We start from the raw sequence: 24,316 nt of genomic DNA on the forward strand, positions 1-24,316 counted from the left end.
TTTAACTCAAAAACTAACTAGTTTTCTCACTAAGAAAAAGTTCTATCTCATCAAATAATTGATGAATAGCAAGCGGGAGATGACGATTTTTCATATAAACTAAGTAAACATTTCGTCTCAAATAGGCACTATCAATTTCTTTTAGTACAATTGTCTTTGCAGTTGGACCTTGTAAATATTTTTCAGGTAAAATCGAAATGCCTAGGTTCTCTCGAACAAGTGACACCGCAGTTTCTAAACGCTCTATTTCAAATTGAATATTAATATCCATTCCATCCTTTTCAAACGCATTCAATATATTCTGCCTCGTTTGAAAGCCTTCCTTACTTATGATGAATGGCTCTTTACTAATATCCGCAATCGTTAGTTTATCCTTTTCAACTAATGGATGATTCAAAGGTAAAACTGCTACAAGACGTTCCTCGTACAAACATTTCACTTCCAAATCTGCTTCGTCAATTAATTGATTGGTAATAACTAAATGCGTTTTATAGCTTTTAAGTGAATTTATAACGAGTTCGCTTCCTAAAATATCAACTAAATGAAACACCATTTTTGGATATCTATTTTTATATTCGGCAATAACTTTCGGTAGCCAATACTTAATGGAGTCCATCACGCCAATAGTAATTTCACTCGTACCATGTACTACTACTTCATCTATTTCTAATTTTAAAATTTCTATATTTTTCAGAACTACTATAGCCCTTTCATATAGCAGTTGACCTGCTTCTGTTAAATGAAGATTTCTCGTATTCCTTTCGAGTAACGGCGAACCAATTTCATGTTCTAATTTCTTAATGGCATTACTTAATGATGGCTGTGAAATATGTAGTTTTTCAGCGGCCTTCGAGAAATTCATATGCTCTATAACGGAGACAAAATATTGTAATTGCTTTAAATCCATAAGTAACTCATCTCCTCATTTATAGTTAAAAACTATATAACAATAACAATTATATATTAGTAATAATAATTTTACGAATATATAATGAATTAACACTACACAAAACTTGTTTAATGGAGTTGATAAGCACATGTATACAATGACCGATAAAAAACAGTGGCAAGGTCGAATAGACTCAACAACGAATGCAAATAGTTTCCGTCTTCATCAAGAAGTAAAACGTGTTCCTATTAATGACGTAATCGCTTCAGAAAAACCACAAGCTGGGATTGTCGGATTTATATGTGATGAAGGTGTCCGTCGTAATCAAGGAAGACTTGGTGCAGCTCATGGACCAAATGCTCTTCGTGAAGCATTATCAAGCTTACCTTGGACATTTCAAGATGGGCAACAAATTGTAGATGTCGGTAATGTTCTTTGTTTAAATCATGCTTTAGAAGAGGCACAGCAAGAACTTGGTGAAATCGTCGAAATATTACGAAACAAAAAAGCCAAGTGTATCGTACTCGGTGGTGGTCATGAAACATTGTATGGACATTATTTAGGGGTTCGTGCTTCGTTACCGAAAGATGCAAAAATCGGGATTATAAATATCGATGCACATTTTGATTTACGATCTTATGAAGTGCAACCATCGTCTGGCACAATGTTCCGTCAAATTCTAGAGCAAGATCCACATACAGATTACTTTGTTCTCGGCATCCAACGTTACGGCAATACAAATGAGCTATTCGAAAAAGCACGTGAGCTACAAGTAGAATTTGTTTTAGAAGATGATTTAACTGCTGAAAACCACACACAAATCATGAATCAATTACAACAATTTATGGATAGCCACGATTATATCCTTCTAACATTATGTATGGATGTATTGAATGCAGCATTTGCTCCAGGTGTTAGCGCGCCTTCACCGTTTGGACTTGAGCCAAAAACAGTACGTTCAATCATTCAAAAAGTCACTTCACACCCACATACACACTCTTTTGATATTTGTGAAGTCAACCCATCACTTGATGAAAACGGAAGAACAGTCAAACTAGGTGCCTATTTTATCTATGAAGCACTAAACAATTTAATTAGGGGGAATGGCTAATGATAGCATTTAATCAAATCACAACAATATTTTTAGCAGTTGCCCTTTTCGCATTGGGTACATATTTAATTAACAAAGTAAGCTTTTTAAAGCGTTTCTGTATTCCTGCACCAGTTGTAGGTGGTTTACTTTTTGCAGCATTAGCAACACTGTTAAAAACAACAGGAACGTTAGAAATATCACTTGATACTTCTTTACAAAGCTTATTTATGATTACATTTTTCACTACAATCGGTTTGGGCGCTAGCTTTAAGCTCATAAAACTTGGCGGTAAACTATTAATCATCTATTGGTTAGCTTGTGGTGTTCTTGCATTAATGCAAAATGTCATTGGTGTATCACTCGCTTCACTAATGGGTCTTGATCCGTTAATCGGGATGATGGCTGGTGCTGTTTCGATGGAGGGTGGGCATGGATCTGCTGCAGCTTTCGGACAAACATTAGAAGATTTAGGTATTTCTTCAGCTATGACGATCGGTGCTGCTGCTGCAACTTGTGGTTTAGTAGCTGGTGGCTTAATTGGCGGACCGATTGTTAAGTACTTAATAAATAAATATGATTTGACACCAGATGATCAGGAAACAGCAGAAGTAGACTTTGAAAATAAAAATGAAGAAATTACTACTGATTCTTTCTTTACACAAGTGCTATTAATCACTTTCAGCATGGCTGCAGGTACATATGTTGGGGCATTATTCTCAGAAGCTACTGGCTTTGTATTACCAAGCTATGTCGGTGCGATGTTTGTAGCAGTACTCGTTCGTAATATTATGGACAAAGTAAAACCTAATGCTGTTAATATGAAAAGCATTTCACTCATTGGTGATATCACATTAGGGATTTTCCTATCGATGGCTTTAATGAGCGTTAAGCTATGGGAAATAGCTGATTTAGCTTTACCTCTATTTATCATTGTATTTGCTCAAGTATTATTTATCGTAGTGTTTAGTATATTTGTGTTATTCAAGATATTTGGGAAAAATTACGATGCAGCGGTAATGATTGCTGGATTTGCTGGACATGGCTTAGGGGCAGCGCCAAATGCTATGGCGAATATGGCAGCAATTACTCAACGATATGGACCATCTCAAAAAGCATTCCTGATTGTTCCAATTGTTGGCGCGTTTTTAATCGACTTATTCGGAATTCCAATCATTATTACTACAATCAATTTATTTCAATAATTAAAAGCCGTGCAATTGTCTAGTACTAGATAATTGCACGGCTTTTTTAATATTATTGTAGAATCTCACTGACTGTCACAAGTTCATAGCCTTGTTTTTGCAAATAAAGTATTACATTCTCTAACCCATTGGCAGTTGATTGGTGAATGTCATGCATTAAAATAATGCTACCGTCTTTTGCTGATGCTTTCACATACGATAAAAGTTTATCGGCATTACGATGTTTCCAATCAAGTGTATCTACTGACCATAAAATAGTCGGCATAGAAATGACGGAACGTACTTGATTGCTTGTTGCTCCGTATGGTGGACGGAATACTGTTGGATTTTGACCAATCGCCTTGTAAATAGCATTACTTGTATAGTCCACCTCTTGTTTCACGCTGTCATTAGACAACTTCGTTAACTTCGGATGGTTCCAAGTATGATTTCCAATTTCATGTCCATCTTCATACATTTGCTGTACAATCGATTGATTTTTCAGCACATTTCTTCCGACCATAAAAAATGTTGCTTTCGCCTCGTACTTTTTCAGAACAGCTAAAATTTGTGGTGTCACTTTCGCATCAGGACCATCATCGAAGGTTAACGCTACTCTCTTTGTCTGCCCCTTAGCTGCTGCAACCCCATTATTATATGCCTTATTCCCTAGTGAAACTAGATTTGTAAGTTCCAAAGCCTTCACATAGCCCTTTTGTTCACCCGCTTCTACATATGCCCACCCTGCAATTATTGTATATTGCTCAACAACAGTTTCATGAGTGATTGTGCCAAGCACTTCTGAACTAGGACTTGCAGTAAGATGTACCTGAGCGCCTTTAACAGCATTTACTCTTTTTTTGGTTGTAGTTGGTAACTTTAGTGAATTAGATGCCACAAAGCCGATTTGATGCCCATATTGGACAAACGACCATCCACCTGGTGCTGTGCCATATACATTTACAATACTTTTATCAAACAATGTTCCATTTTTTTGTGCATTTGGACTTGGATATGTATATAAATTAGTGCCTTCTTTTTTGTTAACAATATAACTAGTTGGTTTTGCTATCGTTATACCTGAGTTGAGCACGTACCCTGTATACCGGTTAGCATGAATATATGTCCAGTCTGATTGCGAGCTCTCAGCCGTAACGAAATCTCCTTGTGTTAAATAACCTACGACACTACTTTCTTCTGATGAATCTAGATAGACAGGTAAAGATGTTTCGATAACTTGATGGATACCAGCCGTTCCACTTGCTTGTGCCTCAGTCTTTCCCGTCAACATAACACAAATGACAATTGCTAAAAATGTACTAATTGATAAAAATTTTTCCATTTCCACTACACCATCCTTATACCGCATTCTAAGTTGTATTTTCCGAATGAATTTTCTGACAACTGGATTGTTATTTATATTATAAAATAATTTCCAGTGCCAGAAAATAGTATTTATCGATTAAATTGTGAATTTTTATAATAGAACATATCTTAGAAAAGTGTTTAATTCACGATTTTGAAAGTGGAAACATACTGAAGAATGACTTTTGGTACGTGGTGTCTTTTGCGTATCTACGGATCACACATTCATGTTACTGAATAAACTTTGCTACGATCGTTTCAAACGACATCAATATTAAACGCATAAACATTCTCATTTGGTACAAATATTGCAGCCATCATAGCATTATACACGATTGTTTCTTTCATTATACTTGCTGTATCAAACCATTTATTAAAGGTCCGTTCGGTAAATACCACGCTAAAGTGCTGCATGTACGTTTAAAGCATCCTGAACATGAAGTGGCTCTGATCGTATATTACCTGTTGCATTCGTAGTTATAAGTAAATAATGGTTTCCGTTTTTCTCAAGCAGTGAAGCTAAACAAAGCCCCGCTTCTGGTGTATAGCCCGTTTTCCCACCTAAAATCGCATTTTCAACACCAGGTAATTTCGTGAATAATGTGCTAGACATAACTAGCTCATTAGGTACCTCAGTTACATAGCTTCTCGTTGTCAGGATTTTATAAAACAGCGGATTTTCTAACGCATAGCGAAATAACTTACTTATATCACGTACACTCGACACGTGCTCAACATCATGAAGCCCGCTCGCATTGACAAAATGTGTATCATTCATACCAAGTTCACGTGCCTTGTCATTCATTAGTGACACAAAATCAGCTTCACTACCAGCAATAACTTTGGCTAAAGTTGCTGTAGCATCTGCTCCAGAAGGAAGAACTGTTCCATACAATAAGTCCTCTACCGTTACAAAATCTCCACCTTTAAAGCCAGCCATCGAAGCATTTTGCGCCGTAAATGTCGAAATTGTTTGTGGATCAATCATCGTATGCTTTTGCAAATCGTCGCTTTCTTCAATAGCGACAATTGCAGTCATAATTTTTGTTAATGACGCTGGATAGATTATAGCATCTGCATTTTTCTCATATAATGACTGTCCGCTTTCATCTAACAAAATCGCATTTTGACTATGCAAAGAAGGTATTTCGACATCAATATCTGCATCAACATTTTCGGTTGATTTATTTGCATATAAGAAAAATGCTGCCACACATAGACAGCAAAGTAAAAATAATTTTTTCATAAAACTCCTCCTATCACTTATTATAATAATGAACACTTTCTAACTTTATGCTTTGATATTGAAAGTGAATTAAATCAATGTTTCTAGAGTTTCACTTTTCATTACATTTCATACTTTTTCAAACAATTTCGGCACGTTATATAAAACGATTGCTTCATATTTAGATGATCTAATAATTAACTTTATCGATTATATTCTTAAATTATAGAATTAAAATCTTATTTTTTAGCTATGGTCTTCCTTAAGAATTTCTTACTTTATTTATTACTTTATATATTAATTGGGAAGGCTATTAAACATTGAATCCTAAAAACAGCACAAAAATAAGACCACCCATCACATGGAGTGGTCTTGTTTTGTATCCTATAAGTAAGGAACGCCTGCTGCAGAACCGGCAGAAGTAAAAGAAAGACTTGTTACAGTTGAGGAAGAAGAAGGACTGTCAAAAGAGCAAAATGCTACAATTGAAGCATTCGAGTCTAACGACTTTATAAAGTTTGCAAATACTTTCTACGCAATGGAAGCTCCTGAACGTTCAGATGTGGAGGGCGCCGCGGTTACATGGACGGATATAATCGCCGATTTAGAAATTGTTAAAGATAGTATTATGATGATTGGGCAAACGGATGCTTATATCGGCACAGATTGGAATACATTGGGTCAAAAATATGCTGACTTGGTTCCATACGTAATACTAGTTGAAATGAATGACCCATTTTGTAAAAATGGCCCCCTGAGAAAAGGTGAAATTGTTGAATTAATTCACTCAAACAAGTAACTTTTTTATTCATCTTTTAGGAATTTCACTAATTATTAGAGTGTTAAAAATGAATTATTGATTTTTGAAATAAAACAGACTAGGCAAACCAATGAGTACATGGTCTTTGTTGTATATTTATACAAAATAACCCATTTTAGACATGTGTAAAATTATGTTATCATTATTAGGGAAGGGTGTGAATTCACGATGAAAAAGGTAATGTATTCAGTTTGTGGTGTTTTTATTGTTGGCATTATTAGTTTTGGAATTTTTCAATATACGAGTCACTTCCCCTCTCGTGAAACAGCTATTGAAAATTATGTAGTAAACAACATACCATATGCCTCAGCGCAATTAGTTGATATAGCTGAGACTGATACAACAGACATTTATTATTTGTTACTTAGAACGAACGGATCAGACATTATTAACACAACTTCTAGCGTAAGAATTGTAGAAACAGTATTTGGATGGAAAGTAACTGATAGCCCTATTGGGGCGAATGTAAATTTAGCTAAATACTTAATTGACCCTGAAACAGGAAAATTAAAGTAAATGACCATTCTTAAATATTCGACTCTCATACAAAAATGACCAAGATAGCATAATTGCCGTCTAGGTCATTTTCATTTATGCAATAAAAAAGATCACCCATAAGATAAGCTAGTCAATGAAGTAGTCGAATTTAATCGACTACCTTAGCGTTTTTTATGTGATTTTGAACAAATGAAAATAAATCCGAACTATCTTCAAGAATGTATTGCTTCATCATCTTTGGATACTCGGTAATTCCAATGATATTTCTTTTATAGTCAATTCGTATTTCATAGTTTCCTTCTGTATTTGCTGCGTTAAACCAAATTCGAGCATCATCATTAAAAGCAGGTATATTAGGAATTATTTTCTTTTTCATTGCTAAACTGTCTAGTATTGAGATTAATCGTTCTGTTTCCTCTACTCTCATATCATCCAATTCTACTATACGACCATTTGTAATATAAACATAATGGATACTAGCAATATCTAATTCCGGCACAGCCTCATTCAAAGAAATTTGCGGTCTACTGTAAAACCATATGAGCCAAATCACAACTGCTATCAACAGAAACCATCTTTTTTTCTTTCGAATATCCATAGCCTCCCGGTTCTTATAAAATAAATACACTAATATAAGTTAATTATACAATTATATTTTCAGTTGCCAAACGCCAACAAAGATTCCATGGGATTCCGGTCATTTTGTTAAAATGTATTGTTAAAAAGCTGTTCTGCAATACCCTGAACAATATCTACCTCTGTAAATTCCATTAGCTCATCTTTTGTAATGGTTTCTTGCTGAATTAAGCGGTTTGACTGAATCGTCACAAGTTTTTCAAATAAATTGCGGATGTAACGACCATTCGAAAAATTTGCCATATCTTCTACTGGAATTTGATGTAACTGTTCTTTCATATGGCTAGCGAATAATTCTCCATATACATAATCATTTTGTTTACATAACATCGCAAAAATCTCATACAACTCGTCATTACTATAATTATCGAATTGTATAAAATGATTAAAACGCGATTTAAAGCCTGGATTTGCCTGTAAAAACTCCTCCATCAATTCCGTATAGCCAGCGACAATAATGACTAAATCATCCCGCAAATCTTCCATTGCTTTTAGTAAACTATCAATGGCTTCTTTCCCAAAAGCATCATTTTTATCATTCACAAGTGAATAGGCTTCATCGATAAAAAGCACGCCACCTGTTGCCTTTTTCACAACTTCCTGTACTTTCAGTGCTGTTTGCCCAACATAGCCCGCAACTAAGCCTGCACGATCAGTTTCGACAAAATGCCCACTCGAGAGCACACCTAAATACTTATAAATTTGCCCGATAATACGTGCTACCGTCGTTTTCCCTGTACCTGGATTGCCTGAAAACACAAGATGATAGGTAATCGGAAAACTCGTCAAGCCGTGATCGACACGTAGGCTTTGAATTTTGATAAAGTTAATAAGATTATGTAATTCTTTTTTTGCATTTGGAAGCCCAACAAGTCCGTCTAACTGTGCCTGAAACTTAGCGATTTCCCGTTCAATTTCCGGCGTTATGCGTAGACGTTCACCATGAATAAATTCGCCGCTATAAATAATTTTGCCTGCTTCATTATAAAAATCCCCGCGACCGTGCTTTTTCCCATCTACTAGCTCACCAATATACGAGGCTTGTCCATTTTCATAATACAATGTACCTTTACCTGTCATGTCATCCTCTTTAAACTGACCTTCCGCTTCTAGCACACCTTGTCGTGAATAATATTTCCCTTTGCCATGTTTCATGTCCTCGAAAAAATATCCGTCAAATTGTAAAGTCGTGACACCTTGTGTCAGCTCTTCATTTGTTAGTGTTTCTGTATTATGGTAAAGCTTTCCAGCCCCTTGCATCCGATTCCACATAAAATCACCTTCGTATTGCAACAAGCCGTTCGGGTAATACTGTTTGCCCTTACCTTTTTTCATACCATGGACAAAATCACCCTCGAATTGAGGTCGATTTAAATGTGGGTGCTGCGCTCGTAATTCTGAAAAAGGTTCAATTACGTCTTTTTCAAAATATAAGACTCCATAACCATCCATTAGATCATTGCGAAAATGTCCTTCATAGTGTTTTTGACCTTCTTTATATAAAATGCCGTTTCCTTGCTTTTTATTTTGAATGAACTCGCCGTGGTAGACCTTCTGCCCCTTCAAATACATGATGCCATTTCCTTGCTTCATGTGATTAACAAATTCACCCTCAAATAATATATAGCCCTCTTGGTCAAATATCGTACCTTTCCCATCATAAATATCGTGACCAAAATCATTTTTCTTTACGCCTCCACGGTACATAGCCGAACCATCTGGGTAAAAAATCTCTTTTTCTTCATGATTATCTGTCATTTCATTGCCTTCTTTCACCATATCAGTATATGCACAATTATATCGTTAATTTAGAAATCACATGATAGAATTTTCTAAAAACTAACCTAAGGATGCTAAGGGGCCAAATAGAAAATTACACCTAGTCTTACTAATCACAGCAGTTTTAAATATTTAACGTTACACTTTTAAAATTTATCGGATTACTGTTATTTATATTGATAATTACTATGCATAGCTTGAATTGTTTCGATCATTTCTTCTCTTAGCTCGATCGGCTCTAGCACTTCAATATTAGTACCTTGACTTAGCAGCCACATTTTTATGCCTCTACCGAAAACTTCAGCCTCAAAATAATATTGTCCATCTTCATGTTTCATCAGCTTTGCAGTTGGTAATCGATCCACTACGGCTTGTGGAGATGTTCCTTTAAAGATAAACTTCATTAACATAAGTTCGCCAGCATGCATAAATTGTATGCGTTTTCTAAACTCACCTTCTTGAAATCGTTCTGTATAAGTTACAGTAAATTTCTTATCTAACTCCTTGATATCTTGAATACGATCAATTCGATAAACGATTGGCAGTTCCTTCTCATGTTTACTGTCATAGGCTATTAAATAAAAGTAATACTCAGAAAATATAACGCCTAATGGTTTCAATACTTTTTCAGAAGAATCTATTTCTCTTTCTCGCAAATATTGAATTTTAATGAGCTTCTTTTTTTGCACAGCTTCAGAAATAGACCAGATTAATCCAAGTAATGTTTTTTTATGATTTAAGTCTACGTACAAGTGCTTTTCATTGAGTATCAGATTATGGATAAAATCCTGTTTGTCCTCTGCAACTGTTGAAATCAGCTTGTCAATAATGTCACTCATTTCCGACTTAAGCAGTGCTCTAGACTCAATTAATATTTTTACAATTACAAGTACCTGCTCTTTAGATAATAAATTTTCCCCTGAATTCGTTAATTGGTATACTTTTTCAATACGGTCATACTCTATATGACAATTTAATTTAGTCTTTTCTATGTACTCTCTGATTTGATCTAAATCGCGTTGTATGGTTTTTTCACTCACCTGATGTGAAAATGCTTCTTGTTTTTTGTTTATACCTTGCCCATCATTAAGTCGATCAAACATCGAAATGACTCGGTAACCCTTGTTTTGTTGTGAATCCACCATATATCCCACTCTTTCTTCGCAATTACTATATCTATTATACAAGGTTGGTTGGACATCAATAGTCCTTTCAACCAATAAATTTCTAATTTTTAGATATTAATAATAGTACTATACTAACTACAATGGAAATCACAATTCAATAAACTTAAAATACCCATAGTTCGTAATAATTAGCAACGTTTCTTGATTTTAAGCACAAAAAAGCTCCAATCTATGTAATTGGAGCCCACATTCAAATTTATTTATTTTAATCGTACTGCTGTTCCATACGCTAATACTTCAGAAGTACCATCCATTACTGAAGAAGTTGTAAAACGTACGCCTACAATTGCATCTGCACCTAAATACAGGGCTTCTTCTTCCATTCCCTTTGTGGCGATTTCACGTGAACGAATTAGCATTTCAGCATATTCTTTCATTTCACCACCAACAAAATTACGTAAACCAGCAACAATATCACGGCCAACATTTCTCGATTGCACGGAGTTGCCCTTTACTAGACCTAATGTTGCCTCAATTTCTCTACCTGCTAAAGTATCAGTTGTTGACATTAACATCGTCTATCCTCCTTACTTAACGTTTTCTTGTACCGCTTTCACAGCGTCCTCAATTGAAGTTGTGATTACCCCATTGCGTTTTATTAAGCCGATAACAAATAAATTCCGGTACACAAACTGATTTTCCATGCCATCTGCAATAAGTGCATCTATTTTCTTCACATTATCTCTTCCCTGTTGGCGTACATCCGTAAATACACCTACAATCGGACGATTTAACATAGAGAAAGCACCAATTTCAGCCGCTACACCTGAATCAATTTCAACTCCGTCTAAAACAGCAATTAAAACATCACTTTGCTGCAACATGGCAAGGTCTGCCTCCGCAATGCTCAAGCTATCCGCATAAGCTGATTTGTCGTTAATGGCACCATTTTCTTGCGGAACATATAACTCAATGCCTGGTACAGCTTGGCGGATTTCCTCTGCTAGCTTCTCATTTACTAATCGATCCCCTAAAGAAAATAATCCATTTGCTAAATATGCCTTCATTGTAAAACTCCTTAAACTAATGATTTCTCAAAGATTATTTTATGACGCCCTTTTTCATCGGTAAATGTAGAGACAATAGAAAAGCCATGTTTTATATTAACAATAAGCATTGCTTTTTTAGTATTTCTTCCATATGTACGAACCTTTTTATAGCCTAGTACACGAAGTTGTTCATGTTGGTACTTCATGAGCTGAGAGGCAATTCCTTGCCCACGCTTACTTTCAAGTACGCCACCTAACCAACTATAAAAAACACCATCTGGATGTCTATAACCTAGCTTGAAGCCAACTACTTCCTGCCCTTCAACTGCAAGTAAACACAATAGTTCGTTTTTGCTTTCAAGCTTCTCGACCGGCAAGCTACTTCCATCAAAAACCTGTGCATGAATTCCTTGTAGACTTTTTAGCCATTCGTATGGGACACCCTCTATACAAATAATCTTCACTATAACCTCACCCCATTTTACAACTATACGCTCATTATAACAGAACGAGAAAGGTCATAAAAAGCTAACGAATTATCCGTATAACATCGCTGGTGAACGAACAGCATGTATATAGTCGGACAGTTTACCAACAAATATCTTTTCTAAATATGGTAATTCTGAAATACAATGGGGTGTCATAAATGCCGGATTTTGATGTACTGGCAAGCCACCCACTTTTAACATTGTCGCTACAAATTGCGAGCAAAAATATGCACGCTCTCTGCGTAATTCCCTTTGCATGACTACCCCAAATAGCCCTAAGAAATTGTATTTATAGCGATCTCGATTCCAGTACATATAGCGCACAATTTTCACCATTTCTAAGTACTGATAATGCGACACTTCGCAACGATAAATCACACAATCCGCTGTTTCGAGTAGCCCTGTTTCTGCATTTTCACGCAAAAAACCACCACTTAATGGATTGTTCAATTGTCTTCGTCCAAAACTGTACATATTATATAGTTCTGCATCAAATGAAACGGATGCGTGATTCATTTCTTTACCGGTATACATTCCGATTGCCTTCGACAGTAAAGTCCCTGTTTTAGTTAATACTATGTATATCGTATGAGTCATTTTTTTCACCTACTTGAGTTGTTAAAGTCTACCATCTTTTCTATTTATTGATACGTTTAAATACACTAAATAGTTTCGTTTAATATCTTCGTTGCCTATTTATCTTTAGTATAGACGACAAATCTTAATTTTCTCTAAATAAAATTATTAAATTTATCTTAAGAATATAATTCACTTGAAGTTTTTTCGATTTGGATAGTCACACTTTACTATTCATTATACCAAATTTAGCATCGCAATATATTTATTTATATGTCAGTATGTACATTTATATGTTGGTGGAAGTTGGAATAGGAATGATTTTTCACTTGAGTTTAAAAACATTTACTATTTAATTACACATATCATCCATATTGACATAATACTGGACCAATTGATTCAATACTCTAAATAAATATTTACTTAAATCGCCCTCTTCCTTTTTATTATTTATCGGTTTATCATGGAGGAGTTAAACTGAAAATATGGAAATACATGTAAAAATTTAATTTTAAGGAGAAATCCGCAATTCTTATGTGAAATTAGTAAAATTAAAGGTGAATTTGTCTGGCATCAACATAAACAAGAAGATGAATGTTCCTTGATATAAAAAGAGAATCGTTAATTAAATTCAGAGACAAGGATATTTGGTTACATGAAGGGGAGTTCCTCATCATTCGAAAAAGTGTAGAACATATGCCCGTAGCTGAAGAAGAAGTTCACCAAAAAATTCTACTTCATAAAAAAAGACCGCCAATATGGCAGCCTCGTTACTATACTATTTTTTGCTAACTTACTTCTTATTTTTCTCTATTCGTTACTAGTAAATAATCTAACGCACTCATACGTGTGAGCTTGTGGGTAAATTTAATGGCATCTGCTTTCGAATCAAACGAAAAATGTTCTAGTTCGTCTGTTGGTATATATCGATCGGCGATTTTACGTTTAAGCTTTCGTACGGATAAGATGTGTGAATCTTCTTCATACAATATGATGGCACCAACATTCCTATATAGCGTCTGGTCGATTGTCGCTACAACTTTCACATTCATTCCCTCAAATTCTTGTAAATCCACTTCCATTTCTTTATCCGCCTCCCTTTACACCTAATGATTCTATTTACCTTAATGATAGTCCTTCTTTTCAAGAAAAATAATACAAGGGAGATACATTATAATAATATTTTACTCAACTATAAATTGAAGGAATAAAAGAACATTACCAATCCGTAATAATTATTCTTTTTCTAAGGATTATTGATTGCTTATTAATACCCCAGTATAAATTTTAAATTTTCTATTTAGTAAACAGACCACAATTGCTAATAATTTCATCTGTCGTAAGTAAGGTAGCTTTCTCTATTCCTACATTATTATTTTTCATAAAAGACTGTACTATTTGATATCCTACTGCATAACCTGCAAATGGTGATAGACCTACAGATTGATATCCCTGTTCTTTTGCAATTTCGTCACCAAACATGTAACTGCTAACTTCTGCGAATCCTTTAACATTTAACATATCTTTTATCACTTCTGTTGAGTATTTTAGATCTTCTTGATCAAACGAAGTAACCCACGGTCCTAAAGATTTTTCTCCATAAAGCTCTTTTGCAAACGACTCCGCTAACCCCTCAATAATTAAGTAATCACCAAGCGTAACATTTCCATGATCCCAATCAAAATATGAGAAACGAATATTTTGATGAAATTCATGAGCAATTACTGAAGGGATTTTTGGAATATTATTAGGATTAGGGAAAATTGTTATTTGAATATATCCCGGAATACCTCCAAAACCACAATAGCCTTTTTGTAATTCCAACTTTTTTGGATCAGCTATATATAATCCAAATCTCAATTCATCGGTCCTTATTTTTAAATCATTCTTTTGAATAAACTCTATACAGTTACTCAAAGTAGCATGTGCTGTTTGTAAAGCTTGAATTTCTTTTAAAATCTTTAAAGCTAGTCTTCCATTTTTGGTATCCGTTACATTTAAATATCCAATCATTTTTGTTGCCATTATTACATCGTATCCATTATGAGACTTTGCTTCTATTGGAACATTAATTGTGCTCCACATTTTTTCAAATGGACTCATCATTGAATACCGAAAATACTGTTCTCTATTATCCTCCATAGCGAATAACTTTTCATATTGTTCGACCGTGTTTTCAATTAGTAATTTCATTGTTGGCACCCCTTTCAATTTCCAACAATAAAATATTACGTAACGTGAAAGTCAACAAAAAAGAAACTCACTTTTTCAAACATATCAAAGATTTTTTGTTTCAAAATAGAATACTTGAAACTGATACACTCGTTTTTCCGTATACACTAATTTTACATATCATTTTGGAGGTACTTTATGGATAATACTAAAAGAATAGTGATCATTGGTGGGACAGGAAAGGTTGGTCGCCATATTGCTACTAAGACATTACAAAACGGCTTTCAAGTTCGTATGCTAGTTAGAAATCCAGAAAAACTAGTTAATAAAGATGAACGAATTGAAGTTGTGATGGGTAATGTGCAGAACATAGATACTATTCGTACCGTATTAAAAGACTGCCAAATTGTTGTCAATACTTTTGGACAGCCCATCAAAGATAAACCTATTTTATAGCAAAGTAACTGACAACATCTTTAAAGTAATGGAAGATTTAAAAATAGAGCGATACATTGGTGTCACAGGTGGTTCCTTAACCATTGACGGTGATAAAAAGAGCATTATAAATAGAGTTGGCGCTATGTTGTTTGAAATCTTCTACACAAATATGATGACTGATAAGAAAGAAGAATGGAAAATTCTCCAACAAAATAAGCTGATTAAATGGACACTCATTAGGCTTCCATTTATTTCGGATAGCTTAGAAATTAGTTACATTAAGGAAAGTCTAGTTGACATACCTGGGACAAAAATCACTAATCAAGATATAACGACTTTCATCATTAATCAGCTTAAAGATCAAAAGTATATTCATCAGGCACCCTTTATCTCCAACTAGCGTTTATTTGATCAGCCAAAATATTAAATCGTACCATATTTTATTGCAGTAGCCCAATCAGCTCGGTTATTCTGAAGCGCAAGATTCGCTGCTTTTTCCCAATCATATGGAACAGCTATATGTTCAACTATCCATTCATTCTCTAATTTTTCTAAAATCGCGTACTTTGCATGCGGTGTCCCTGATACCATTTTATGAGCGATAGGTAATTCATCCATATATGCAGGTAAACCTACACTTCCAGGATTTACGACCATTTTTCCATCTGGTAGATAAACTACTCTAGGGATATGACTATGCCCACAAACAATTACTTCTTGTTCAATATGTTTTAATGATTCCATTATTTTTGTAATATTTTTCAAAATGCCACCTTCTGCAGACATTTCTTCTAGCAAATAAATTTCATCAGATTCTGGTGTACCGTGGCACAGAAAAATCCCTTCAACAATTAGTGTTTTAGAGTGCTGCGATAACCAACTTAAGTGTTCTTTACTAAGTTCACGTTTTACACTTATTAAAGTAGCAGAAGTAGTGTGTGAAGTAGTATCTAGTAGCATTCGATCACAATTACCTTGAATGTGTGTTATATTGAGGCCCATTAGCTTTTCTGCTGTTCTAAATGGATTTAATGGGCCATATAAGCTATCACCCAGATTGAAAATTAGATTGACATTACGATTCGAAATATCCGACAGAACCGCTTCTAACGCCAAATCATTACCGTGAATATCAGAAATAATGGCAATACTTCTTTTTATCATATGAACACCCTCCACGCGAAAAAAATTACTAATTTTCACAAATTATTATACGTTTAATATATTACTAAAGACAAAAAAAGGTTTGTTCCATCTTACGAACAAACCTTTTTGCAATTTGAAATTATTTCTTTGTAGCCAAACTCTCAAATTTCTAAATGAACAATTACATCTTCATTAAATAAACGTATTTCTAGTTCCGTAACTAATGAAGATTCTGCATTAAATGTAATAGTATTTAATAATACATTTTCTTTTATTAATGTATGGAATTCCTTAATAATTCCCTCTAGTTTTTTACTAGCGACAATATTTATAGAAATGTACTGTTCTACAGGTAAGTTTAATTTTTTGCGCTTATCCTGGATAGCTCGTATTAGCTCTCTGATTTGTCCCTCTTCAATTAAATCATCTGTTAATTGCGTATTTAATAGAACCCTACAAGCTGAATTTTCCGCAAGTACATAGTTCTCTTTCACAATTGATTCTTTTAGAACATGCTCATTCAATAATTGAAGTGGCGCATTCGAAACAGAAAAATCAAGATACCCTTGACTGTTCAACGTATCCTTCTCTTCATTCGTTAAATTCATAACATATTCTTTCACAGCGTTAACATTTTTTCCAAAGGCTACACCAGCGTTTTTGAAATTGAGCTTATACTGAACCGTTTCATATGCTGAAAAGTCGTTTGTGAATTCGATATTTTTGATATTCAATTCATCTTTTATAATGTCACAATACTGCGCATATGCAACCATATCTTCTCCTAGCGAAACGACCATTTTCGATAAAGGTTGCTTTATTTTGATAACTTGTGCATTTCGTATACTGCGTCCCAATTCAACAATTGTTAATACCTTTTTCATCTCATCTTCTAGTTCAAGATTGATGAGGGCTTCATTGTGTTTTGGATAGTCTTGTAGATGAACACTCTCACCGTGTAAATTGGTATAGATATCTTCTGCGATGAATGGTGTAAAGGGTGCTAATAGCTTGCTCACCGTACTTAACACCTCAAAAAGTGTACTAAAGGCTGCACGTTTATCTTCCGAAAGTCCATTACTCCAGAAACGTTGGCGAGAGCGTCTTACATACCAGTTACTTAATTCTTCAACAAGTTCCCCAATTTCTCGCGTGGCTTGTGTAAACTGATAAGCATCCATACAATCTACAACGACCTTCGTTGTATGATGAAGGCGTGAAAGAATCCATAAATCTAATTGGTTTCGCTTACCGTCAAAGTTAGGATCATATGAGAATTGGTCGATTTCTGCATATAATTGATAAAACTTAAACGTATTATCTAGCGTGTCAACTAGCTTTGATTTAGCATCTTGAACAATTTTCTTAGAAAAGCGCTTTGGATTCCAAGGTGAACTATCAACTAAAAACGCCCATCTTAATGCATCTGCACCAGATTCATGAATGAGCTCTACTGGATCTAAGGCATTTCCTTTACTTTTAGACATTTTTTGTCCATTTTCATCTAACACATGCCCTAAAGAAAGGACATTTTTATATGGTTTTTCTCCTGTATATAACGTCGAAACAGCTAGTAAACTGTAGAAAAAACCTCGTGTTTGATCAATTCCTTCAATAACAACATCTGCTGGGAATTGATTTTTAAATGTGTGACTTTCTTCAAACGGATAATGTTGCTGCGCAAAAGGCATTGAACCACTATCAAACCACACATCAATGACCTCAGGCGTTCGGTTCATGTTGCCACCACATTGCGGACAGGTACACATAACATCATCAATAAATGGTTTGTGTAGCTCCACATCATCTGGACAATTACCCTTTGCCAATTCTTTTAAAGCCGCGATACTATTAGGCGCTTCTTCATGGTGACAATCTGTACAAATCCAGACATTGAGTGGAGTTCCCCAATACCTATTACGACTTATATTCCAATCGACTAAATTGTCTAAGAAATTACCAAATCGTCCGTTTTTAAGGTGATCCGGATACCAATTCACCTGCTGGTTATTTTCAATCATCTTATCTTTTAACGCTGACATCTTAATAAACCAACTATCCGTTGCGTAGTACAGTAGTGGTGAATCACATCGCCAACAATGTGGGTAGCTGTGTTCATATTTTTCTTTAGAGAATAGCACCCTCTTTCAGCAAGCATTTTAATAATATCTACATCGCAGTCTTTTACAAAACGGTCCGCTAGATCAATGATATCTTCCGTATAACAACCCTTTAAATCAACAACATTTATAAAAGATAATTGGTTTTGCTGTACTGTTTTGTAGTCATCTTCGCCAAATGCAGGCGCAATATGCACAATCCCTGTTCCACTATTCTCCGTTACGTAATCAGCTACTACGACTTCGTGCCCTTTTTCAACAGTCACATAATTAAATGGTGGTTGATAAGTAACACCTTTGAAATCCGAACCGACATGCTCACTTAGCACTTCGACATCTTCACCTAATACTTTTTCTACTAATGATTTTGCTACGATATAAACCACATTATCTTTTTTTGCACGTACATATGCGAGTGTTGGATTCACCGCTAATGCTACATTTGCAGGAAGTGTCCATGGTGTTGTGGTCCAACCAAGAAAATACTCTTCTTTATCAGTTCTTTTAAATTTCGCTGTTACTGATAAATCTTTTACATCTTTGTATCCTTGAGCTACCTCATGTGAACTTAATGATGTCTGGCAACTAGGACAGTATGGTGAAACACGATGTCCTTTGTATAATAGTTGGTCTTTGTGGACCTTACTCAAAATGTTCCACACTGTTTCAATATAATCGTTACTTAATGTCATGTAAGGATTATCCATGTCGACCCAGTAGCCCAATTCTTCTGTGAAAGAGCGCCATTTTTTCTCATAGGTAAAGACACTATTTTTACACTTGTTTATAAATGCTTCGATTCCATAGTTTTCGATTTCTTGCTTGCCTGAGATACCCAGTTGCTTTTCTACACCTAGTTCTACAGGTAGGCCATGAGTATCCCACCCAGCTTTCCTTTCTACCTGGAAGCCTTGCATTGTCTTGTACCTTGCAACAACATCTTTAATTGTACGACCTAATGCGTGACCGACATGAGGTAAACCATTCGCTGTTGGTGGACCCTCATAAAATACGAAAGGAACTTTTCCATCACGATTCTTTACAGATAACTGAAAGACCTTATTGTCCTCCCAAAGCTTACGAATTCTTCGTTCTCTTTGTACGATTGTTTCTTTTAATTCTTTATCTTTCATTACTAGTTCCTCCTATACAATTTGTATAAAAGGCATACAAAAAACCCCGTCCCAAGTAAGGGACGGGGTTAACCGCGATACCACCCTAATTCTATTGAAAAACCGCTCAATAGCACTCAGCAACGTACAATCATACGTGTTCTTTTTAACGGTAGACACCCGAGTTAACCTACTAAAATCTTCAGTTAACCTTCTCAGAGAGGATCTTCATGTAACACCTGAACACCGACTTCCACCAAACTGTCGGCTCTCTGTGGATCAAAATGAAACATTACTTTTTCTCATCAACGAATTTGTATGCTTTTATTATGTGCAATAATAACAAAGTGGTTTTCAAAAGTCAAATTCCTATCAAACATTTTTATTATAAATTTCATTATTGATAATCTGCATTGCGCTTTTCAATAAGTTCAGTAATCGTAACAAATTTATAGCCATCTTTTTTTAGTTTCGGCAAGATTTCTTCCAGTGCCTTGACTGTTTGTTCACGATTACCGCCACCATCATGGAATAAAATAACATCCCCTGGTTTTGTGCCTTTTAGTACTTTTTGGACAATTCTATTTGTACCGGGATTTTTCCAATCAAGTGTATCTTGATGCCAAGACCACATCACGACTGTATAGCCTTCTTTAACAGCTGCATTAATCATATTATCTGTATATTCGCCACCAACAGGGCGAAATAACGTGGGATAGAACCCAGTAATACCGTAGATAGTGTCATTTGTCTGTTTCAATTCTTTTTCTAAATTTGGAATAGAAATTTTAAATCGATGATTAAACGTATGATTAGCAAGTTCATGACCTTCTTCATATTGGCGTAAAATCAACTCAGGATATTTTTCAGCATTTGCCCCAATGACAAAAAAGGTGCCTTTTGCTTCATATTTATCCAACAAATCTAAAATTTCAGCTGTATATTGCTTATCGGGTCCATCATCAAAAGTCAAGGCAACAATTTTTTCTTCCGTGTTAATGTCCCAGACAACTTGCCCTGTTTCCTCATAATAATCTCTTCCTTTATCAGCGTAAGTTCGGAAACCTAGATAGAACACGGAGATGAAAATTATACAAACGCTCGTAATGATAATGTACTTTCGTTTCAATTTACCACCACCTAGAATTAATAAATTAAATAATACAGCTCATCGATTTACTATTTGCTGAAACCGATGAATTATACTTTAAACAGATTTTGTCTGAAGTAATATTATTTTTGAATAAAGCAACTGTTTACGGGAAAAATAACTTATAAAAATCACTACATGTTTAAAGGGAGTGGGAAAATGGAGTTTCCAATTATCCATACGAATTTTTGGGATGCAGTTATAGCCGTACCTGTTATCATGATTATCACACAGCTTGTAAAAGTTTACTTACATGCCCCTTCCAAATATGTTCCGTTAGTTGCATTAGTTCTAGGCTTATTAATATCAATTTTCATCAGTCATAGACATAATTTTCTTGCGGGAGTTTTTATGGGATGGTTTTATGGCTATGCGGCAATAGGAAATTATGCAACATTAAAAACAGCCATCATTAGTTTTAAAAATAAAAAAAGTAAATAACCTTGTTATTAGCTGTGTAAATAATACTGCACGAATTATTCCAAATGAAAAAGGACGTCATTTAGACGCCCCCTTAAGTATTCTATCGATATCCTCAATCAGTTTATCAACGCACGCTTTCGTGATTCTTTGTACATCCGTTGGTTCCTTTTCGATAACTTTACCATACTCACGCTGTGGGTTTTGGTTCAAGGGATATTGATAGTTAGTTGTAATATCTATCGTCATAAAATCACCTCATACTACATATTCGGCTTACACTATAAAATACCCTTCTTATTTTTTAGAATATTAGGTATTTTCTCACCTTAAAAAGTAAAAAAAGTACATATTTCTAATTCCACAATAACCCTGAAGTCACTTTATTGCAATAGAGAATTAAATTATTTTTTCTCCTAAAAATCAGACTCTTATCAAAACGTGTACTTGACCGCACATTCCACTTCGAACAGGAGCTTTCTTCTACCTACATAAAGATATAGAAAGATTTAAGAACAGACTTTGTTGTTGAACCAAAAATTAATATTGAAATTTTTCATATTTATCGCTGTCTCTCAATCTATTAGCTCCAATTTAAAAGAGGTATTTTTTTCCACGATTATATTGTTTATACTACATATAGGGGTGATTTCAAATGGTTGTTAATGAAGCTATTTTGAACAGAAAAGGCGCGAGGAAAACTAGTGATATTCCAAACGAAGTATTAATGCATCTTCATCAGGGTCTATTAGAGAGTGTTAATCTAATAGAATGGCAAGCTGTTAACCACCAAGCATTACTAAAAAGTATTCTGCCATCTTTTAATTTAGAAGAAAATTTGACTTTTATCTTATCAGAAATGGAAAAGCAAAATGCCGAAACGGGTATGAAAGCTATACGGACAGCCAGCAAATTGTTAGATATCGTATTGATGAACGAAAGTGAAGAAAAAAGAACAGATGTAATAACTAAATGCTCTAATCATATTTCCGATAGCGTTCGATGTTGGGCAGCATTCATGAATAAAAGCTCCAACCTAACGCTAGAAGAGCTATTGTCGTACATCCAAACCTTTGCTGCTGATCATCATTTTGGCGTTCGAGAAATTGCTTGGATGTCAATTAGAGAAAACCTTTCTGATAATATTGAAAAAAGCGTAAAGCTATTAGTTGAATGGGCCAGTAATCCTGACGAAAACATTCGTCGCTTTGCAGTCGAATCCATTCGACCTCGTGGTGTTTGGACGAAACATATTGACAAATTAAAACAACAACCCGAAATAGCAATGCCTATTTTAGACATACTAAAAGCTGATCCATCCAAATATGTTCAAGATTCTGTAGGTAATTGGTTAAATGATGCTAGTAAAACACAGCCACTATGGGTGCTTGACTTATGTGATAGATGGGAAAATGAAAGTGATGTACAGGCGACGACAAAAATCATTAAAAAAGCTACAAGAACAATTATGAAAAATAAATAATGAATTAGTATAGACCAGGCTCATGAGTAAAATGAGTATCTGGTCTATGTTGTTTATACGTTTAGCAAAGTATCTTATTGATAAGCCGAATACATATATACACCCACATCGTCCTCACTCTCACCTTTAAAACCGAGCCATTCATAGTGTCGTCTAGCAGAACTTTCTTGTAGGAGGCGTGTGCTGCTGTCGCTTCGCTTTAGCATAGATAAATTGTCACAGGACGTGACATTTTTAGCCTTCGTTCCCCTACAAGCCTCGCTCCATGATCTCACTTTGGACGTTAAACACAAATTGTTTCTAATTCCTGCATTACGGCTTAAAAAGCTTCTTTCTCTTTTTTTAGAGCACATTGATATATAGTTTCATCCAACAAGTCACGTTCTTGCTAATAATTAGACTACCAAGCTCATAAATACGTTCATCTTTATTACCATTTTTGATTATATTTTACTTCCTTTGACCATAAATAAGTTAGTAGATACAAATTTAAAGAGGTGATCGTTTGCGTATATTAATTTGTGTTTTCTACTTTTTAATACTATTTTATGGGGGAGAGTTAATTTTTGATGGTGACTCAAACGAAACGGCACCAACAAATTATGTCTCGAACTATGAACATCAAAAAGCATTGAAAGAATCTATCGAAGATTCATCTGTTTGTGCCTATTACACTACTTATAAAATGTGCACAGATTTAAACTCAAAACAAGTTACCTACTCTTCTTTAGAAGAAAATGATTAGTAATACAAAAAGATCTATCTACACAAAATGACATGTAGATAGATCTCTTATATTATTCTCGACCAATATGGAAATGATTGAATGGATAAACAGTTAATTTTGATTCCCCATATACAGCTTCAGTAGAAATAAATCCATAGTGGCGGCTATCGTAACTTTTTAGGCGATTGTCCCCTAATACAAAATAGGAGTCCTCAGGAACAGTAGCTTTTCCAAGTAATGCTTCTAGCGTAAAGTTTTCAGTAATTCGTAGGTTGGGATCATCTGTTTCACGATTGACATAACTCTCTTCGTACGCCTTACCGTTGACATATAGTACATCATCTTTCATTTCCACTGTATCCCCTGGTAAGCCAATCACACGCTTTATGTATAGCTCATCTTCAGTTGGTGATTGGAAAACAATTTGATCAAAACGTTCAATTTTACTTGTCTTACTAACAATGATAATATCTTTATCCTCATAGGACGGGTACATAGACGCACCCTGTACTTTAATAGGAGCAAATAAAAATTGTTTACAGCCAAGTACAACTAGAACCGTTATGACGATAATTTTAATGTAAGAAATTATCTCTTTTTTAAAATCAGTTTTTTCTTCTTGCATGCTCATTCCCCGATACTATTTTTTCTTAAGTATAACATTTTTCATTGCATCTTTACGACAAAAGCTAATTATTTGTCATCTTTTTTTAATTTTTCAAGAAAAATAGACAAAGGCATTTTCACCTTTGTCTATTAGTTGTTATTGAAGTTTATTGGTAATTTTGAGTAGTTATGCGATGTTGTTCACGGAGTAAATCT

General features: G+C 34.8%; 26 protein-coding genes, 1 pseudogene and 1 other annotated feature. Of the genes and pseudogenes, 9 read left to right on the forward strand and 18 right to left on the reverse strand.

Features of this window, described 5'->3' with window-relative positions; genetic code table 11:
• Window positions 1-13: 13 nt before the first annotated feature.
• Entirely contained in the window at window positions 14-907 is an 894-nt protein-coding gene (locus tag ACIQ2D_RS09150; protein ID WP_402862721.1) for a LysR family transcriptional regulator, read from the reverse strand.
• Between the two features lie 130 nt (window positions 908-1,037).
• On the opposite strand from ACIQ2D_RS09150, the gene hutG reads away from it, so the two are divergent.
• Window positions 1,038-2,000 carry a formimidoylglutamase gene (hutG, locus tag ACIQ2D_RS09155; protein ID WP_402862724.1) on the forward strand — a complete coding sequence of 321 codons (963 nt, stop codon included), beginning with the start codon at window positions 1,038-1,040 and terminating at the stop codon, window positions 1,998-2,000.
• Window positions 2,000-3,184, forward strand: a complete 1,185-nt coding sequence (gene gltS / locus ACIQ2D_RS09160) for a sodium/glutamate symporter (protein ID WP_402862727.1) — start codon at window positions 2,000-2,002, stop codon at window positions 3,182-3,184. Before hutG ends, gltS begins: the two co-directional genes overlap by 1 nt.
• 52 nt (window positions 3,185-3,236) lie before the next feature.
• On the opposite strand, the gene ACIQ2D_RS09165 is transcribed toward gltS, so the two are convergent.
• From ACIQ2D_RS09165 to ACIQ2D_RS09175, 3 genes are all read right to left on the reverse strand, one after another.
• Entirely contained in the window at window positions 3,237-4,505 is a 1,269-nt protein-coding gene (locus ACIQ2D_RS09165) for a polysaccharide deacetylase family protein (RefSeq protein ID WP_402862730.1), read from the reverse strand.
• 281 nt (window positions 4,506-4,786) lie between these two features.
• The gene (locus ACIQ2D_RS09170; protein ID WP_402862733.1) at window positions 4,787-4,942 is read right to left on the reverse strand and encodes a hypothetical protein; all 156 of its coding nucleotides are present in this window, start codon (window positions 4,940-4,942) and stop codon (window positions 4,787-4,789) included.
• The gene (locus ACIQ2D_RS09175; protein ID WP_402862736.1) at window positions 4,929-5,774 is read right to left on the reverse strand and encodes a D-alanyl-D-alanine carboxypeptidase family protein; all 846 of its coding nucleotides are present in this window, start codon (window positions 5,772-5,774) and stop codon (window positions 4,929-4,931) included. The genes ACIQ2D_RS09170 and ACIQ2D_RS09175 overlap by 14 nt, the downstream gene beginning before the upstream one ends.
• A 517-nt stretch (window positions 5,775-6,291) precedes the next feature.
• Between ACIQ2D_RS09175 and ACIQ2D_RS09180 the strand changes: the two genes are divergently transcribed.
• Both ACIQ2D_RS09180 and ACIQ2D_RS09185 read left to right on the forward strand, forming a co-directional pair.
• Window positions 6,292-6,552, forward strand: a complete 261-nt coding sequence (locus tag ACIQ2D_RS09180) for a hypothetical protein (protein WP_402862739.1) — start codon at window positions 6,292-6,294, stop codon at window positions 6,550-6,552.
• A 189-nt stretch (window positions 6,553-6,741) separates the two neighbouring features.
• Window positions 6,742-7,089 carry a hypothetical protein gene (locus ACIQ2D_RS09185; RefSeq protein WP_402862742.1) on the forward strand — a complete coding sequence of 116 codons (348 nt, stop codon included), beginning with the start codon at window positions 6,742-6,744 and terminating at the stop codon, window positions 7,087-7,089.
• Window positions 7,090-7,219: 130 nt separating this feature from the next.
• Here the strand turns inward: ACIQ2D_RS09185 and ACIQ2D_RS09190 are convergent, their stop codons facing one another.
• From ACIQ2D_RS09190 to ACIQ2D_RS09230, 9 genes are all read right to left on the reverse strand, one after another.
• Window positions 7,220-7,669 (reverse strand): hypothetical protein, encoded by a 450-nt coding sequence (locus tag ACIQ2D_RS09190; protein ID WP_402862745.1) that lies wholly within the window; start codon window positions 7,667-7,669, stop codon window positions 7,220-7,222.
• A gap of 107 nt (window positions 7,670-7,776) precedes the next feature.
• Window positions 7,777-9,465, reverse strand: coding sequence for an AAA family ATPase (locus ACIQ2D_RS09195; RefSeq protein ID WP_402862748.1), 1,689 nt, complete (start codon window positions 9,463-9,465; stop codon window positions 7,777-7,779).
• A 188-nt stretch (window positions 9,466-9,653) separates the two neighbouring features.
• Window positions 9,654-10,631: a helix-turn-helix transcriptional regulator gene (locus ACIQ2D_RS09200; protein ID WP_402862751.1), complete on the reverse strand. Its 978-nt coding sequence runs from the start codon at window positions 10,629-10,631 to the stop codon at window positions 9,654-9,656.
• A 242-nt stretch (window positions 10,632-10,873) separates the two neighbouring features.
• On the reverse strand, window positions 10,874-11,188 hold the full coding sequence (locus ACIQ2D_RS09205; protein WP_402862754.1) for a YbjQ family protein: 315 nt from the start codon (window positions 11,186-11,188) through the stop codon (window positions 10,874-10,876).
• A gap of 12 nt (window positions 11,189-11,200) precedes the next feature.
• Entirely contained in the window at window positions 11,201-11,680 is a 480-nt protein-coding gene (locus ACIQ2D_RS09210) for a nucleoside 2-deoxyribosyltransferase (RefSeq protein WP_402862757.1), read from the reverse strand.
• An 11-nt stretch (window positions 11,681-11,691) separates the two neighbouring features.
• Window positions 11,692-12,126, reverse strand: coding sequence for a GNAT family N-acetyltransferase (locus ACIQ2D_RS09215; RefSeq protein ID WP_402862760.1), 435 nt, complete (start codon window positions 12,124-12,126; stop codon window positions 11,692-11,694).
• A gap of 72 nt (window positions 12,127-12,198) precedes the next feature.
• Window positions 12,199-12,747 (reverse strand): hypothetical protein, encoded by a 549-nt coding sequence (locus ACIQ2D_RS09220; protein ID WP_402862763.1) that lies wholly within the window; start codon window positions 12,745-12,747, stop codon window positions 12,199-12,201.
• Between the two features lie 779 nt (window positions 12,748-13,526).
• Window positions 13,527-13,808, reverse strand: a complete 282-nt coding sequence (locus tag ACIQ2D_RS09225) for a hypothetical protein (protein WP_402862766.1) — start codon at window positions 13,806-13,808, stop codon at window positions 13,527-13,529.
• Between the two features lie 214 nt (window positions 13,809-14,022).
• Window positions 14,023-14,919 (reverse strand): DUF2268 domain-containing putative Zn-dependent protease, encoded by an 897-nt coding sequence (locus ACIQ2D_RS09230; RefSeq protein WP_402862769.1) that lies wholly within the window; start codon window positions 14,917-14,919, stop codon window positions 14,023-14,025.
• A gap of 177 nt (window positions 14,920-15,096) precedes the next feature.
• On the opposite strand from ACIQ2D_RS09230, the gene ACIQ2D_RS09235 reads away from it, so the two are divergent.
• Complete coding sequence (locus ACIQ2D_RS09235) at window positions 15,097-15,354, forward strand: NAD(P)-dependent oxidoreductase (protein ID WP_402862772.1); 258 nt, start codon at window positions 15,097-15,099, stop codon at window positions 15,352-15,354.
• 28 nt (window positions 15,355-15,382) lie between these two features.
• Window positions 15,383-15,736 (forward strand): Rossmann-fold NAD(P)-binding domain-containing protein, encoded by a 354-nt coding sequence (locus ACIQ2D_RS09240; RefSeq protein WP_402862775.1) that lies wholly within the window; start codon window positions 15,383-15,385, stop codon window positions 15,734-15,736.
• Window positions 15,737-15,759: 23 nt separating this feature from the next.
• Here the strand turns inward: ACIQ2D_RS09240 and ACIQ2D_RS09245 are convergent, their stop codons facing one another.
• The 3 genes and pseudogenes from ACIQ2D_RS09245 to ACIQ2D_RS09255 form a co-directional block, all read right to left on the reverse strand.
• Window positions 15,760-16,500, reverse strand: coding sequence for a metallophosphoesterase family protein (locus ACIQ2D_RS09245; protein WP_402862778.1), 741 nt, complete (start codon window positions 16,498-16,500; stop codon window positions 15,760-15,762).
• A gap of 143 nt (window positions 16,501-16,643) precedes the next feature.
• Window positions 16,644-19,735, reverse strand: a pseudogene (gene ileS / locus ACIQ2D_RS09250) (isoleucine--tRNA ligase).
• Window positions 19,736-19,790: 55 nt separating this feature from the next.
• Window positions 19,791-20,032 (reverse strand) — a binding site (T-box leader).
• Between the two features lie 79 nt (window positions 20,033-20,111).
• Complete coding sequence (locus tag ACIQ2D_RS09255; RefSeq protein WP_402862781.1) at window positions 20,112-20,843, reverse strand: polysaccharide deacetylase family protein; 732 nt, start codon at window positions 20,841-20,843, stop codon at window positions 20,112-20,114.
• A 180-nt stretch (window positions 20,844-21,023) separates the two neighbouring features.
• Between ACIQ2D_RS09255 and ACIQ2D_RS09260 the strand changes: the two genes are divergently transcribed.
• Window positions 21,024-21,305 (forward strand): hypothetical protein, encoded by a 282-nt coding sequence (locus tag ACIQ2D_RS09260; RefSeq protein ID WP_402862784.1) that lies wholly within the window; start codon window positions 21,024-21,026, stop codon window positions 21,303-21,305.
• Between the two features lie 57 nt (window positions 21,306-21,362).
• On the opposite strand, the gene ACIQ2D_RS09265 is transcribed toward ACIQ2D_RS09260, so the two are convergent.
• Window positions 21,363-21,533, reverse strand: a complete 171-nt coding sequence (locus ACIQ2D_RS09265) for a hypothetical protein (RefSeq protein ID WP_402862787.1) — start codon at window positions 21,531-21,533, stop codon at window positions 21,363-21,365.
• 406 nt (window positions 21,534-21,939) lie between these two features.
• Here ACIQ2D_RS09265 and ACIQ2D_RS09270 point away from each other — a divergent pair, with 406 nt between their 5' ends.
• Together ACIQ2D_RS09270 and ACIQ2D_RS09275 are read left to right on the forward strand one after the other, a co-directional pair.
• Window positions 21,940-22,767 (forward strand): DNA alkylation repair protein, encoded by an 828-nt coding sequence (locus tag ACIQ2D_RS09270; protein ID WP_402862790.1) that lies wholly within the window; start codon window positions 21,940-21,942, stop codon window positions 22,765-22,767.
• Window positions 22,768-23,272: 505 nt separating this feature from the next.
• The gene (locus ACIQ2D_RS09275; protein WP_402862793.1) at window positions 23,273-23,512 is read left to right on the forward strand and encodes a hypothetical protein; all 240 of its coding nucleotides are present in this window, start codon (window positions 23,273-23,275) and stop codon (window positions 23,510-23,512) included.
• Window positions 23,513-23,564: 52 nt separating this feature from the next.
• Here ACIQ2D_RS09275 and lepB read toward each other — a convergent pair whose 3' ends face one another.
• On the reverse strand, window positions 23,565-24,119 hold the full coding sequence (gene lepB, locus ACIQ2D_RS09280) for a signal peptidase I (protein WP_402862796.1): 555 nt from the start codon (window positions 24,117-24,119) through the stop codon (window positions 23,565-23,567).
• Between the last annotated feature and the right edge of the window lie 197 nt (window positions 24,120-24,316).

This window comes from Lysinibacillus sp. NPDC097287, from assembly GCF_044761695.1.
Lineage (GTDB): Bacteria > Bacillota > Bacilli > Bacillales_A > Planococcaceae > Lysinibacillus.

Bases quoted from the DNA above. Each gene is read 5' to 3' on its own strand.
- ACIQ2D_RS09150 (WP_402862721.1), bottom strand. From the start codon at position 907: ATGGATTTAAAGCAATTACAATATTTTGTCTCCGTTATAGAGCATATG.
- hutG (WP_402862724.1), top strand. From the start codon at position 1,038: ATGTATACAATGACCGATAAAAAACAGTGGCAAGGTCGAATAGACTCA.
- gltS (WP_402862727.1), top strand. From the start codon at position 2,000: ATGATAGCATTTAATCAAATCACAACAATATTTTTAGCAGTTGCCCTT.
- ACIQ2D_RS09165 (WP_402862730.1), bottom strand. From the start codon at position 4,505: ATGGAAAAATTTTTATCAATTAGTACATTTTTAGCAATTGTCATTTGT.
- ACIQ2D_RS09170 (WP_402862733.1), bottom strand. From the start codon at position 4,942: ATGCAGCACTTTAGCGTGGTATTTACCGAACGGACCTTTAATAAATGG.
- ACIQ2D_RS09175 (WP_402862736.1), bottom strand. From the start codon at position 5,774: ATGAAAAAATTATTTTTACTTTGCTGTCTATGTGTGGCAGCATTTTTC.
- ACIQ2D_RS09180 (WP_402862739.1), top strand. From the start codon at position 6,292: ATGGAAGCTCCTGAACGTTCAGATGTGGAGGGCGCCGCGGTTACATGG.
- ACIQ2D_RS09185 (WP_402862742.1), top strand. From the start codon at position 6,742: ATGAAAAAGGTAATGTATTCAGTTTGTGGTGTTTTTATTGTTGGCATT.
- ACIQ2D_RS09190 (WP_402862745.1), bottom strand. From the start codon at position 7,669: ATGGATATTCGAAAGAAAAAAAGATGGTTTCTGTTGATAGCAGTTGTG.
- ACIQ2D_RS09195 (WP_402862748.1), bottom strand. From the start codon at position 9,465: ATGACAGATAATCATGAAGAAAAAGAGATTTTTTACCCAGATGGTTCG.
- ACIQ2D_RS09200 (WP_402862751.1), bottom strand. From the start codon at position 10,631: ATGGTGGATTCACAACAAAACAAGGGTTACCGAGTCATTTCGATGTTT.
- ACIQ2D_RS09205 (WP_402862754.1), bottom strand. From the start codon at position 11,188: ATGTTAATGTCAACAACTGATACTTTAGCAGGTAGAGAAATTGAGGCA.
- ACIQ2D_RS09210 (WP_402862757.1), bottom strand. From the start codon at position 11,680: ATGAAGGCATATTTAGCAAATGGATTATTTTCTTTAGGGGATCGATTA.
- ACIQ2D_RS09220 (WP_402862763.1), bottom strand. From the start codon at position 12,747: ATGACTCATACGATATACATAGTATTAACTAAAACAGGGACTTTACTG.
- ACIQ2D_RS09225 (WP_402862766.1), bottom strand. From the start codon at position 13,808: ATGGAAGTGGATTTACAAGAATTTGAGGGAATGAATGTGAAAGTTGTA.
- ACIQ2D_RS09230 (WP_402862769.1), bottom strand. From the start codon at position 14,919: ATGAAATTACTAATTGAAAACACGGTCGAACAATATGAAAAGTTATTC.
- ACIQ2D_RS09235 (WP_402862772.1), top strand. From the start codon at position 15,097: ATGGATAATACTAAAAGAATAGTGATCATTGGTGGGACAGGAAAGGTT.
- ACIQ2D_RS09240 (WP_402862775.1), top strand. From the start codon at position 15,383: ATGGAAGATTTAAAAATAGAGCGATACATTGGTGTCACAGGTGGTTCC.
- ACIQ2D_RS09245 (WP_402862778.1), bottom strand. From the start codon at position 16,500: ATGATAAAAAGAAGTATTGCCATTATTTCTGATATTCACGGTAATGAT.
- ACIQ2D_RS09260 (WP_402862784.1), top strand. From the start codon at position 21,024: ATGGAGTTTCCAATTATCCATACGAATTTTTGGGATGCAGTTATAGCC.
- ACIQ2D_RS09265 (WP_402862787.1), bottom strand. From the start codon at position 21,533: ATGACGATAGATATTACAACTAACTATCAATATCCCTTGAACCAAAAC.
- ACIQ2D_RS09270 (WP_402862790.1), top strand. From the start codon at position 21,940: ATGGTTGTTAATGAAGCTATTTTGAACAGAAAAGGCGCGAGGAAAACT.
- lepB (WP_402862796.1), bottom strand. From the start codon at position 24,119: ATGCAAGAAGAAAAAACTGATTTTAAAAAAGAGATAATTTCTTACATT.